We start from the raw sequence: 13,945 nt of genomic DNA, 5'->3' as shown, positions 1-13,945 counted from the left end.
ACATGGCCAATTTTAAATACATTGAAAAAATCACCACTTCTAAAGAGCTCCTAGATACGATTAAATCTCAAATCGAACAACTTACTAACTATCCCCATAACGCAACCGCTGGAGAGACGCAGGAGAAATCGACCTGGACGGTCATGACCGATCTCACCAAAAAAGATTCCGCTTCTGGCAAAACCTCCGAGCTTGTCCTAAAGGGCATCTCCAAAATTAACACCGAGACCAAAGAGTTTTATGTGAAATTCGTCAATCCAGGCTTCACCAACCCGAAAGAACACAGCTCTTTGACGGTTCAAGTATTGACAGACTACAATGCCACAGCCAAAACCTTCGCAACAGAAGGTCATCCAGTCAATTTCGAATGGGCCGACGAGAAATTCGTCGTGAATGGCAAACCGACAGATCGTACGATTGATAAACCAGTCTACCTGTACATGAATGTGATGAACAATCGCCTTTCTCTGGTTGCCGTTGGCGATCCTGCTGTTCACTTTGAAGATTATCGCAAGAGCTTCCTCTATGTCGGCGCACTCAAGCCGTTCAAATACAACATGGATGATGTGGTTGGAAACATCATGCTGACGGCTGGAGCTGTCGCTACTGAGCCTGCTGCTCCGATCGCCCCACACGATTATGGTCAATACACCTCTTTTGGCAACAACACCTTGCAAATGCTTGCGACAAAATCGGGCATTCGCTTCCAAAAGCACTATCCTGCCTTCATTACCCAAGCTCCACAGCCGGGCAAGGCGTATTCCGATAGCAAGCTCGGGGACACGGGTCTTCTTCTGGAACCACAAGGCTTTAACGCATCTGCTTGGACACGCCGTTACCATTTGAGCCCGATTTATGTCGTACATGGCTACGATGGATACCGCGGTAGCTTGGATGCCTGCATTGCCGTTTCGAAAAACAACATTCTCCACTTGGATGAATTGATCATTGATGTCGATCCGAGCGACACGACCAAGAAACACAAGCAGGAAGTGTACCGCTATTTCGACCATAATACCGAACAGAATTTCATGAACTACTCCGCCAACGTAAAAATGGGGGTCGCTTTCCTGAAGGAAGTTCGCTACTAAAAGAAGTCCCTCTAAAACCGTATAGCTAGCAAAAGGGGGAAAACTAGAACGCATCTCTGGTGTTCCCCCTTCTTTTTGGGAGGTGAACCATTTGACCGGGATTTCTTCTCTAGCAGCCTATCAATTCAGACTTGCAGACCACTACGCTTCTATGCGCAACTATATCGGAAAAGTAACTTTCACGACCTCGCCCTCCCGCAAGTATTCCTTCGTCTATATTCCCTACGGACAAAGTGCCAGTATGGTCATGCTGGATTATTTGCTCGCGAACCGGAAATCATTTGCTGCTGATCTACAAGACTCTTTGCAGGATATGATTCGGAATGATACCAGCATGGCCAATCCCATGGAACTGGTCGTGGTATCCGATCGCTCGCCGCTTAAAGAGAGCTTGCTTCAGGACGATGCCCTGGATGCTGACCGAATTATCAAGCAGCCATTACAAGTTATTCGTCGTGTACATTTATCAGATCGGATTAAAGCAGCAGGAATGGCAAAGCTCAACCCTGCCCAAATGTCCGTACGCGTGAATAAGGATGAGCTGCATATAGATTTGCCACCAGGATCGGCGAGTCGTTCCATTTTTGCCGAAGCTATCATTGGGAAAGAACAACCTGTCGCAACAAGGACTAAGCGTTTCGCTGGAAAAAAGATGAATGAATGGTTCACGGGCGAGCGTTTCTCTACCTTCGATTTATTCGTAAATACCGATAGAAGCTTGGCTGGGCGAAAGTTTTGGGCTTCTCTTTTTGTGCAGATGGAAAGAGAATACGCAACCAGATCAATCACTCACAATCTATCTATTGAGAACAACCTGCCTCTTTCCAGCCGGGATAACAGACATGCCATGTATACGGATTGGTCCCGTTTCATTGGCGAGCGTCATTTTGTCTTTGAAATGACCCGTCACTTCGTGCAAACCTTCCACCGGATGAAAACAAAACCGACGAAGGTGCTTCGCGACATGGACTGGGCTTACCTCAAAGCCCGTCAGTATGACGCCTTGCTGCACTTCCTTCACCATGCAAGCAGGATCGCTACGCAAGATTTAACGATCCATCGGGCTTCTACAGGTTTTCGAACCATGCTCCAAGGTGGTTCCCTTTTGCAGAATCGCTACTGGGGCTATCGAGATTTCACGCGTCTTCTCTCCCTCGATTCCTTTTCACCAACAGCTTTCCGACCATACCGAAATGACTTGTTCATCAATCGCTCTCGACTCCATGCTGCTCGTCCCTATCAATCACTAGGTACACTCATCACGGAATATGCTATTGGTAATCGAGACGTAGTTTCGGAGCTCGCTATTTTCCTATCACAGATTACGGGAACCCGAACAATTCAAACAGATGCTTCGCTCATAACCTATCTGGAACAAAGCTCCCGACACAACAGTCACCTCTTGTTTGTTCCCAACCCCATCAATGATTCTCTTCGAGAGAAAACCAATCCGCTCTGGATTCCCCAGCACTTCGAACTCGGAAAGAAAGATCTTTCTCGTCCCACTTCGATTATCAAAGATGACCTTCGCGCAGATCGCCAGCTCGTACATGCTGCTCATCTTTGGGAAAAGGAACGCGCCATCGATCTTAGTGGGGGCAAAGCACCTAAGCCATCCTTTTACCAGGATGAGGATGACATTTTCGCCAATCTGGAAAATGTACGCCCAAGTCTCCTGGCAGAAGATATGATCTTCGCAACCATCTTGCGCTTACTGCCCGCTCATCTTTTGGAAGACATCCTTGCTTCCAAAGAATTCCCTTCCCACCTGATGGACGACATGATTTTTGCCTCGCGCCTTACAGACGGTCAGAGTATTTTAGAAGCACTCATGGAATGGGCGCTGACCAACAAAACTTTCGATGCTTACGTAGATGAAGAATTTTTAGAGGGTGTGCGGACACGGGTTCAGGCATTGATCGAATCTGAAGTCATTTTCAGTAAAGCGTTGCAAGACAGAGCCGGCATTCTTTCCTTTGAGACATGGGAGTCCACCCGCCAGAATGAGATTCTCTCGTATCTGGAGGAGGACGGGGTTACAGGAAAACGGGAAGTATTGCTCTCTTCCACGGTTGAGGAGGTGGAAATCACCAGTCAAATGGAGGCAGCCCCTTCAACCATTACAGAAGCACTGGTCGGCGAAGATGTATTCCGTCCAGCCGAGCTGCAAATTGAGAATCCATTTGGTTACATGGAACCCGATCGGTCCTTTTTGTTCGACGAGCATACAGCCCGCAAATCCGCTCACGCCAGCGACCTTGACGAGTTGCCGGTCACCGCAATACTACGCAGCAGAATCACGGAATTGTGCAGCGGCTATCTCTTCGCTACCTCCCCGCATGAACGAGCCAGTTACCTCGTCGATTTATACGATGTGGCAGAAAAAGGCGCGCGTGATGGAGAACTGCAAGACGACGAATGGCGAAAGTATGCCAAGCTCGCACTGGAACAAACGGTATTGCATGAGCAACTGATTGCCTATCAGCCGGAAGCAGCAGCTCATCTGATCGAATCCATCCTCAGTTACAAACAACCAGATCAAGCTGTTATCAACGCAGATTGGGTCGCCTCCAACCAAGAGCGTGCTACCTCGCTCCTCACCCAAATCATGGGTAAAAAAGAACTCGCAGACGCCGTCATCCTGGAATACTTGGCTGGCCAATTGGATCATAGAAAAGGTCATATCGAGAAACCATTACTTTCTGTTCGCGACTACAAGAAAGCATGGGCAGATCGTATAGAAGAAATAGGACAAGGTTTGGTCTACGACTACTCCAACGATGTTCTCGAAGCTGAACATGATCCCGAGCATTGGTCAGGTGGTTTTTCTGTTCCAGAAGCATACGATCCCCACGATCCATTCAATGCGTACTATCCATGGACGACGGATATGAATGCACTCGCGATGGGGCAAGACAACTGGACCCGTTTTGGCTCGGGCACTTGGGAGCATAATCGCGACCAAGGCACTTTTACCCATCCAAAAGGCTCCAGTAGCATGAGCGGCTACATTCGAAATGACTTTACTTATTCAGACTATCAGTTTGAGGTCGATTTCAAAGTAGATGAGCCCGCAGATGGAGACAGCGCTGGCATCGTGTTCAAATATCACAACGACCAGAACTACTGGATGTTCGTCGTCAGTGGCGGAAGCGCCAGTGGTATGCCGCGGCCCATGCAGCTTTTTAAGGTAGAGAATGGCAGATCAACCATGTACTCTACCCCGATGAACCCGTTTGCCTGGGAAAAAGAGAAATGGTACACGCTGCGTGTTTGGGTTACGGGAAACCGCATCCGCGTCTGGGTAGATCATAACCTGCAATACGATTTTACCGATTAGAGGTGATCATTTTGGGTCATACGTTTGGCATTTTTTCTAAATCAGTGGGCAACGTCACATTCGGAAAAATGCGCTCCTCGCTGGTAGAGGGCGCATTCCACCCGAATCATCCGGACAATCCGGACAGCCCCAATCGCCCTCGCGCAGAGGATCGTTACGCTGGGTATCAGAATCCACTTTTGGGCGATCCCGGCAAGGGTCAGATTGGTCGTTGGCAGACGGTTAATCTCGACTCTCTCGAAAGCATGATCGATCAGATGATTGAACAATTTGTCCGGGACAAAAATTGGTATGCCAAGGTTCGTTGCCGCGAAGCGCTTTGGAACATGTACCGTCGCCTGGAATGGTGGGTCAACCAGCAAATCGATCCGCAAAAAAACGACTACCAGCGAGCCTTGCTCATGGTACGCGATTGCATTTACAAAATCCTGAAAAACGCCGAGCAGCCGGATGGAACCCATCAAAATGTTTCGCTGCCAGTTTGTCCGGCTCCTTACTATCATCACTTTAGCGGTTACTATCTCAATCATTACGATGCCATCGATAAAGAAGTCCCGACCTTTGATATGCGGACTCTCCCGTTGTCGGATAAATTTCACGGCTTGTTCCGCTACGTCTCCTCGACGGAAGATCAGGAATGGAAAATGGTTCACTCCGTCGGCTCCAATGAGATGGCGGGAAGTGAAAACATCATGAAGCTGGATGTGACCACTCTCAAGCACGGTAATTCCAGCAAAGTGACTTTTCAGTGGCGCTTTAAAAAGCAAGGCTTTATTCGTTTTAAGTACATGGTTAGCACTGCTCCTGGCGATGGGTTGCTGTTTTTTATTAACAACAATCAGGTTGGCGGGGAATGGAATCAAAACAACAGCTGGCAGGAAGCGAAGTTTCACGTCAAGCCAGGGCAGACGTACAAGTTTGATTGGTTTGTGCGTCGGATGAGTGATCGGCGGTTTGGGAAAAATGCGGTTTATGTTAAAGATGTGGAGTGCGTTGAGGTGGTGCAGAGCTTGGATGAGCAGACACCGCCGGATGTGGATACGTTGGGGGATGCGGCTTATAACATTCCTGGGTGGGAATGGATTACGTTTTCAGATAAGAGTATTATGACCACCTATTTTTCAGGAATTAACGATACGCTTTCAAGGAAAGTTCAAAGAGTCATCGATGCAGAGTGCGCTGGAGATTTTAGTTTTCAATACGAAATGGGGGTGGATAACCCTCCCTATACGAATGAATCTGTTCTATTTTTCGATGAAGAATTTGCTTCCCGTACCCAAATCGGCGAAGGAGTACGAGGAAGTACCGCGGTCTCACAACATGGGTGGCAGTGGTCATTAGATGGACGTTCCTCCTCCACTCAAGAAGATTCAGCTATCATTTCTTATGATATTGAAATTGGTGACAACTGTACCGTTGATTTAACAGGAGATGTCCAACTGATTTGTCCACCACTAGAGATTGATCACTACGAGGAACGAACCACCAATGTTTCTGACCCTTTAAACTTCTCCTTCACCGGGGTGAGTCACTGGGAATGGAAGTCGATTCCTGGACTTGGTAGCGGAATTTATATGCAGGACCCCATTGTTTCCGGAAATGGAGATGCCACCTATACTCTTGAGCTTGAGGCCGATGGGTGGATTGAGTTCAGTTTTACTACTGGTTTACGTGATACAGAAAGACTCCTTGTCATTATCAATGACGTACAACAACTAGAAGCGACGGGAGATGAATGGGAGAAAAATGTACAGCTCCCATTAGTAAAAGGCCGTAATACCGTTATTTTTCGGATTCAAGATGACCTGACAGAAGAGCCCCTTGAGGAAACTTATCCTGGTGAATTCTCTTATCGGTCTTCAAGTGGCAAACATAAAACACCGATGGGCAGCTATATTGATGTAGACCGGGAATGGAGAACAGACAAAAACTCCAGTTACACAGAAAAGGATCGTGCAGAAAATGTTTACAACATCTTCCTGAATCCTGGTTCCTCCTTTGACTTTTCGGAAGAACTGGAGTTGAAAAGTCTCGTTGATGATTCAGAGGAAGATGACTATGAAGTAATTTTCTCTGAGGACTTCAATGATCGGGATAACTATGCACGTGAAATTCGTGTCGATGACAACTGGGAATGGGAAGATATCGTTACTCGTTATCATGGGGAAGGTCACGGAGGAGACGGTGTACTTAAGGTCGAGAATAAAGACGGTACCCTGAACCGCCTGTATGTCGAGAATATAGATTTGAATGAACCGGGGTTCGTAAAGTTTGAATACGGTGGTTCCTTTTCAGACTACGAGTATCTCAGTTTATATAGTAACAATCGGTTAATATGGTCTGAAAACAAAAGCACAAGTGATCCGCTTGGCCGTACCGTATTGGTTCCACTGGGGCGTGGTAAGCAAACGTTAAAATGGGTATTTGAAGATTGTGATGAAATTGAGGTTGAGGACCCCGATCCCGATTATAAGCCGCCGACGAAACCCGATCCTTCTACAGGTGGTGAGAAGTGCTATCCGGCGGGATCAGAGACTCATTTGGGTGATTATAGCCCTTTTATTGATCACCAACAAGTATATGAATCTAAAAGGAAATTTAGAGTGCGATGGATGCAATATACCCAAGGTCCTGTAAAGATTTACTACGATGGGAACGTACCTATTGCGCAAGGAACTGAAAGAGATGGTTACACACTCAGGCGATTTATTAATAACTCTTCTGTCACATCAGCCAAATATTCCGAGCGATTAAAAATCTATGCTGGTAAAGGCTATGATGTTCCAAATGCATTCGATGTCCCTGTCAAATGGGTTTTCCGCCCTCATCCTGACGCTGCTAAAAAGACACCGATACACTATGACAACACCTATGTGATTACGTCTGAACAGGTTGCAAATAAAAATAATTCTTCCACCTTTTGGTACGTTATCTTTGACAGTGTGGGGAATGAACATTTAGAAGTTGAGTTTGACTATCAGTACTATTGTTACGAACTAGATAGTCAACAAGGTAATAAAAATGGGCGACAAGTCTCTACGAAAAGATTATATAGCTACGCAATAGCGACGGAATACGATCCTAAAACGAATTCTCATCTTCTTGTAACACGTAAAAGTATTGGCTGGAACACCCCAACAATCACAACCACAGGTAATAAGAGGATGAATGTAGGAAACAAGCAGAATCCCTATAAAATAAGAGATTGGAGCGCCGCTAAACACCACGCCGCCCCAAAATTTTATTGTAATAAGCCAGGTCCCTATTGCATTGTCTTTGACGTCAAACGAACTTTTTTTAAAGACTCAACGCTTGGAAAAGATGAAGTCCCCTATTACATCGCGATCCGTAATCTTAAATTAACATCCAATAAACACCGTGAATTCAGCAATAACTATGACGACACAAAAGTAGAAGTTACCGTAACGGATATAACCAATCGAACAATTATCGATTCTTACCCCTTATCAGCAGGTCCTACAGGCCAGGCTGAACATTTCATAAAGTATGATGTCCCTCAAGGTAGACATTATCGTATTGATTACAAACTGCTAAAGGGAATAAGTCATAGGGGGGGATTAGATGACAATGGAGGAGTCTTTACTCTCAGCCAGGGAAAAGCTGAAGAAAAATGGGGAAGATATTGCATTGATAAACTAGGCTCTATTTATCCAAAAGACAACTCGCCATATGAACCCAATCTCCCCCCTCCCACTCAAGTAATCATACCCGATGACTCCTGGTGTTGGATCGATACAATCGAAATCAGACAAAGTAAAAAATCAAAACCATGCCGCGATGCCTATGTCCGCGTAAGAGTTTACGACGAAGACAACGGGACCATCATATCAGAAGAGAAATACTCGGATTTTGATGATGTACAAACAATCAAAGCTGCTATTACCAATGATTCTGATGAAGGTAAAAATTATTCTATCCGAATCAAGTTCTATACAGATTGTGATGCCGAAGCGAGATTAAGTAATGGAGAGTATACATTCCATGACAAGCTCCCGCTCCCTAAATCATCAGCGTTTGTATACAACTTCAAAACGACTGCCAACGTCCCCATATGGATGGGCGGTTGTAACGGTAGCAATATTCAGGTAAACATCTATGATCAAACAGGCAACAAGCTTCAAAACACTACCGTTAATCTCTCCGGAAACTACGACTTTACCCTCGAAAACCTATCCAAACCTTCCGTATCTAAAGTACGTGTCGAAATTACTACAGAACAAAAAGGCGAAATAAGCGAGTGGACTGGCAAAAGCTATTTGACTACGTTCAAGCTCCGAAATTTCAAAGCAACGGAAAACTGGACAATTGTCCCCTCTCCTTTTAATAGCCAATTGGACTTTTTCATTGATGGCGTTCTTCGAGGTAGCTATACAAATGCTGGTGGTGCCCCTGTGTTTCAAGTAGATAGAGGAAGGCATACTTTCACCTGGGTATTTACAGCAAAAGGTACAACAGAGGTCTGGGATTACTGCAATATCGACTACATCAAACTAACCAACTGGATCTGCGACAAGGTCCTCGTCACCCCCTACTGCGATCCCGGCAGCGGAGACAAATGCGTCGAAGCACTGATCAAATGCTTGCTCGCCATCTGGAAACAACGCCCTGAGGCATGTGTGATTGGCAAACGAATATGGCTATTTACGTAAGGAGGTACTTCTATGAGTGTAGTTTCTCGGCGTAAATCGGGGTTTCTCTTCGAGGATTCTTTCGATTCTCTTACCCTCGATTCCAAGTGGAACATGACACCAAATGACTCTTCAAGGTGGTCGCTATCAGACGCACCAGGCTCGCTCCGTTTAAAAGGCGGAGCCGAGCCGCTTCAACTCTTTTTAGACACACTTACCCCCGTGAAACAATTCGTCCTCGATATGAAAAATTCATACAATCCGAAAGCTTCCGGAAGCACAGGCGGATTGACTGTCTTCATTAACCACAATGACTTTTTCCACGTCGAAGAATATTACGATGCATCGCAAGGCACTGTGAAAACCTTCCCCTGGCTTCGATTAATACGCGACTACAATACCTACACCGCTTATTGGTCCGAGGACGGAGCCATCTGGCACATCATCGGTTCGGAGGAATTCAACCGCCTTGCTCCCAAAATCGGTATCTTTCTCAACAGCAGCGCTACAGACGACTATCTGGACATGGAACACGTCCGCGTTTTCTCCCTCCCCACTCTCACTGTCTCAAACCTCTCCCCCGGCACCCGTGTAGAGCTGCTCGATTCCACAGGAGCCGTTGTCGACTCCAAAACGTGTCGGACAAGCCAAACATCTATTCAATTTGATATGACTCAGCATCCTATTCCATTCATTGGCTCCCTCCGTTTTGCGGAAGCAGACGGAAAAACAACGATTAGCTCCAGCGACCAGATGGAAATGTGGGGCGGAGACGAATACGACTTTTCCCCCTCTCTCACCCTCTTTTTTATCGATGGCGAAGGAAATGAGGTCCACCTGCAAGACAACACGGAGGAGTTTCTCGGTCATATGCTCCAAGACCAGTATAGGGAAGTGAAAATGATAGCCCGAAATACGATGCATCATGGGACTTTTACGGGTATCGAAGGGGTCCTCACCTCCTATGCAGGTACCGATCAGTACAAGCGGCTAGTAGATGTCGCTACAGACAAAAACGGCGTGCCTGGTACGTGGGGCGATTCTTTCACCCTGCCGGATACTGCGGCAGGAAATGAACAAGTTTTCTGGACGCGGATTTCCCGTGAGACCGATCCAGCACTCGTTGATAAAACGACGCATGTCCATTTTGGGCTCAATTTGTCCGCCGTTTATACCAAATAAATCGAAAAGGAGCTGAACGTATGTCGGTCAGAATCACCCGAACAGGCACCGAAGTCGTCCTCGATCATAATCAGTTGGCCAACAAGGGAAAACGTACCCACGCCGAAATCGACTCCTACCTCCAGGAGCTGGATGATGCCAGAGAGAATAAACCGAGCTTACAGGATAAATTCCGTGAGCTAAAAGATAAAGACGATGAACAGGATCGTCAGCTTGATGCCGTGAAAGGTGCTGTTTCTACCTTTCAAACGGGGCTGAATACGTTATCGTCAACGGTCGGTGCGGTAGAAGCGAAAAATCAGACGCAAGATCTCCGTCTTTCGCAAGTCGAGCAAAAAAACGCACAGCAAGACCAAGCCATTTTGAAGCTGCAAAGCGATGTCTCCTCTAACCCGAATGCCGAGGTGGTCGCTGCACGCCGGGATCGGGATGGGCGAACTTTTCCTAGTCTGAAAGCTCGGTTGGATGATATGCAGGGGAGGATTGGTTCTGGCGGTGGGGGGGGAAATAATGGGGGAGCATCAAGCAGTTCCTTTGATTTACAGACCCCAATCAATATTTTGCTGAATACCTTCCGTGATGCGGAAACACATAACAGACCCGCCTATCGTCAAAACAACATGTATGTAGATGTATTTAGCGATTCCTCAGGAATTGATACCGAAAAGTCATCTTCTTTTGCCATTATAAATGGTACTGTCTCACCCGGGCTTTACGATACAAACATCATCATGTCCAGTCCAACTGAACCCACCCCTTATCACGTAACCTCGTCTAGTGAAACATCTGTTTACCCTGGATGGATGGGAATCAACGGAAATGTAACTGATTACTATTATTCAAATGGAGCGACTCCTCCGGCAGAAGGTCATTGGTGGCAAATTGACTTTTTCGTCCCCAAAATTATTACTAAGCTCGCAATTAAACCTCTTCGAATTTCCAGTGGACAGTACAGTATTGCCTCGTTTACGCTTCAAGGTTCAAACGATGATACGAATTGGACAGATATATACGCAGGATCTCCTGTAAACACTGATTCAGAAACAGAACACAACTTCACCAATACTTCTGCATACCGCTATTACCGCCTGGCCAAGCTTCGCAGTTATCTCAGGGCATACCCAGTGATTTATACCGGTTGGCACGAGATTAAATTCTATGAAGCTATTGACGCTGTTACGCTCGTGACTAAGGCAGTTAATGTTGGCCGCTCTCCAAAGAAGATTATTACAACTGCGGAGTATACTGACGCGGTCACCTTCGACCTGACCCTTGATGGAACAACTTGGGTAAACAACATCGATTTAAACAAGCTAATCGATACCTCTTCACTAAAAGGTACAAACCTCCAATTACGAGCTAACATTCCGTCTACAGGCAGTTTAAAATCGTTAGGATTTACTTGGTATGACGATAGTATGCTTGTTGAGATGCCAAGCAAAGAAGGGGGAGGCGGGGATCGTAGCAGTACCAAACCGTTAGTAGACGTTGTTGCTGCTACTAATATTTTGCGTAATGCTTATCGTACTTTGGAAAAGGAAAATCAAGGGGCATCTATTCGGCACAATCTGTATGCAGATTGTTTTAAGGATACGTCGGGAATTGATGAATCTAAGTCAGAATCCTTTCAAATAACCAATGGAACTGTCATCAAATCTGCAGGCGCTATTTATAGCTGGCAAACACTTGGTGTACAGACCGCTTCTTCCGTTGGAGATTATAATAACAACAATTCTTCCTATCGACCATTCAAAGCAAATAGCACGACAGTTAACTATTCTGTTGAAAAAATTGCAGATGATAATGCCATTGCAACATCAGGTGGATATACTGATTGCTGGCTTCAGAGTGGTACAAGTGCTGACTTATTCATGAAATGGGTGACACCCGTAGAAATATATAAAATCATACTTTGGATGAATGGTAGTTCAGGACAGAGCGGACACGATTATTGCGATCATCAAATTTTTGTCAAAAATCCATCAACAGGTCAATGGGAAGCAGTTACCCCAAGAATTAATCTCGCTTCAAATAACGATACAGGAGTACATGGTGACGGTTCATGGCACTACCCTGTCAACCTGGGCTATCTAATTAATGAAGTTAAAGTAACCGTATGGAATAAAAGCACATACATGACCGTTACTGAAATACAAATACTGCAAACATCTGATAAAAATCCTGTCATGGTTTCCAAACCGATTCCATTGGCAAAGGCGCCAACCCATCTTGTGCTGGATGCAGAGTACGAGGGCAATATCCGCATTGATTTGTCACTCGATGGAGGAACCACGTTCACAGCAGGTGTTCCATTGAATCAGCTAGTTGATTTAAACACTTTCTTGCCAGGTAATTCTCTTGTCATTCGAGCCAACCTTAGTGATAAAGCAGTCCTTAACAGCATCGGCTGCATTTGGTATGACAAAGACACTCTCCCCACCTATACAGATACGGTAGGCGGTAGTTCAGGGGGTAACGTACCTGGCAACGGTGTTTCAATGATTCAAGTAGAAAAGTATGGAGTTACCGCCTCACCTATTTCTCCCTCAGAAGTAAATATCACCATCCCCTACACTACTGATTATAAAATACCCCCTATTGAGGTTTTGAAATTTGCCCCCGGTGAACACAATTATTCTCTCGGGATTGCATCCTTTTCTAGTAACGAAGCCCCTAACTTTGATCATGACAACTATATGGAGCTAGATGGTACATTACGGCTTAAAACTGAGTACTCGATTGAATTGACAGAAGACGTTGTGCTTCCGTCTGGTAACAGTGTGTACTCATTGACTCTTGATATGAATCAATATTCGAGTATTGAGAAAATCAAGGTGAATTGAATATGAATACGATGAGAGCTCAGTTTAGTATTACGAAAAGTTCAATGAATTGTTGAGGTGAAAAAAATGCCCATTCCAGCAACAACCGGACAGTTACGATCAAAAGTTTCAGATATGCAGATCGGTGACTATGTAAAGTGTTGGTACTCCTTCCATGGAAGTAGCGGGAGCCTGTCTGATAGTCCAGCAGGGATATTAGTTGGGTTAGGGACAGATACATTCTCTACGGCTGAAGAAAAGCCAGTAACAGGAGAGTCCACTACTAACAACTCCAAATTATTTTATTTTGTGAAAGTTGCCAAAGGATTGCTGATCGCTGATAGGGTGTGTCAACACTCCATCTCTTGGGATGCCCTGAATGCAGGGAAGGTGATACAAGGGAATCCCTATTCGTTTAGTACAAGCTCGAATATCTCACAAGGCTATGCTTCGAGTGAGAATATTTCAGGTACACTCCGATCTCTCACAGGTGGAGTAGCTTATGCAGATGCAAATGAAAATAAAACCTTAGATGCCAGATTGAGCAATGGAACATGCTTTCCTGTGAACAACGAATATGATAAGTACTTAATGGGATTTCCTCAAAGCATGATAAAAGATGGATATACAGTAGATGATGTATTTCATTACAAAGTACGTTTTACAATTACGCAAGATACCACTATGACAGGTTCTCGTATATCAAGTACAGGAACTATTGAAGTTCAAGACAATACTTGGCGAGTTGGAAGGGGAAGTGAGGATAATTTTCCGATATGGAAAGGCTTAGGGATGAGTAAAACATCAATAGCTTATGAGAGTACAGGTTTTCGACCAGTGTTTGAATATAGGGAGGTGTAA

General features: G+C 45.4%; 6 protein-coding genes. All 6 read left to right on the top strand.

All coding sequences use genetic code 11. From position 1 onward, the window contains the following. Positions 1-2: 2 nt before the first annotated feature. Positions 3-1,091 carry a hypothetical protein gene (locus FO446_RS03635; RefSeq protein ID WP_173610653.1) on the top strand — a complete coding sequence of 363 codons (1,089 nt, stop codon included), beginning with the start codon at positions 3-5 and terminating at the stop codon, positions 1,089-1,091. Between the two features lie 82 nt (positions 1,092-1,173). Next, complete coding sequence (locus tag FO446_RS03630) at positions 1,174-4,431, top strand: 3-keto-alpha-glucoside-1,2-lyase-like domain-containing protein (protein ID WP_237899917.1); 3,258 nt, start codon at positions 1,174-1,176, stop codon at positions 4,429-4,431. A gap of 11 nt (positions 4,432-4,442) precedes the next feature. Continuing rightward, positions 4,443-9,101 carry a hypothetical protein gene (locus FO446_RS03625; protein WP_237899915.1) on the top strand — a complete coding sequence of 1,553 codons (4,659 nt, stop codon included), beginning with the start codon at positions 4,443-4,445 and terminating at the stop codon, positions 9,099-9,101. A gap of 12 nt (positions 9,102-9,113) precedes the next feature. Next, positions 9,114-10,262: a beta-xylosidase family glycoside hydrolase gene (locus FO446_RS03620; protein WP_173610655.1), complete on the top strand. Its 1,149-nt coding sequence runs from the start codon at positions 9,114-9,116 to the stop codon at positions 10,260-10,262. 20 nt (positions 10,263-10,282) lie between these two features. After that, the gene (locus FO446_RS03615) at positions 10,283-13,105 is read left to right on the top strand and encodes a discoidin domain-containing protein (RefSeq protein WP_221866796.1); all 2,823 of its coding nucleotides are present in this window, start codon (positions 10,283-10,285) and stop codon (positions 13,103-13,105) included. 66 nt (positions 13,106-13,171) lie between these two features. Next, complete coding sequence (locus FO446_RS03610; protein WP_173610657.1) at positions 13,172-13,945, top strand: hypothetical protein; 774 nt, start codon at positions 13,172-13,174, stop codon at positions 13,943-13,945.

Origin of the sequence: Brevibacillus brevis (genome assembly GCF_022026395.1) — a bacterium.
In the GTDB taxonomy this organism is placed as follows: Bacteria; Bacillota; Bacilli; order Brevibacillales; family Brevibacillaceae; genus Brevibacillus.
The sequence above is the reverse complement of the archived record's forward strand: the minus strand, read 5'-3'. Positions and strand labels throughout refer to the sequence as shown.

What these genes read in the sequence shown, in the direction of transcription:
- FO446_RS03620 (WP_173610655.1), top strand. Translation starts at nt 9,114, where the DNA reads ATGAGTGTAGTTTCTCGGCGTAAATCGGGGTTTCTCTTCGAGGATTCT.
- FO446_RS03635 (WP_173610653.1), top strand. Translation starts at nt 3, where the DNA reads ATGGCCAATTTTAAATACATTGAAAAAATCACCACTTCTAAAGAGCTC.
- FO446_RS03615 (WP_221866796.1), top strand. Translation starts at nt 10,283, where the DNA reads ATGTCGGTCAGAATCACCCGAACAGGCACCGAAGTCGTCCTCGATCAT.
- FO446_RS03610 (WP_173610657.1), top strand. Translation starts at nt 13,172, where the DNA reads ATGCCCATTCCAGCAACAACCGGACAGTTACGATCAAAAGTTTCAGAT.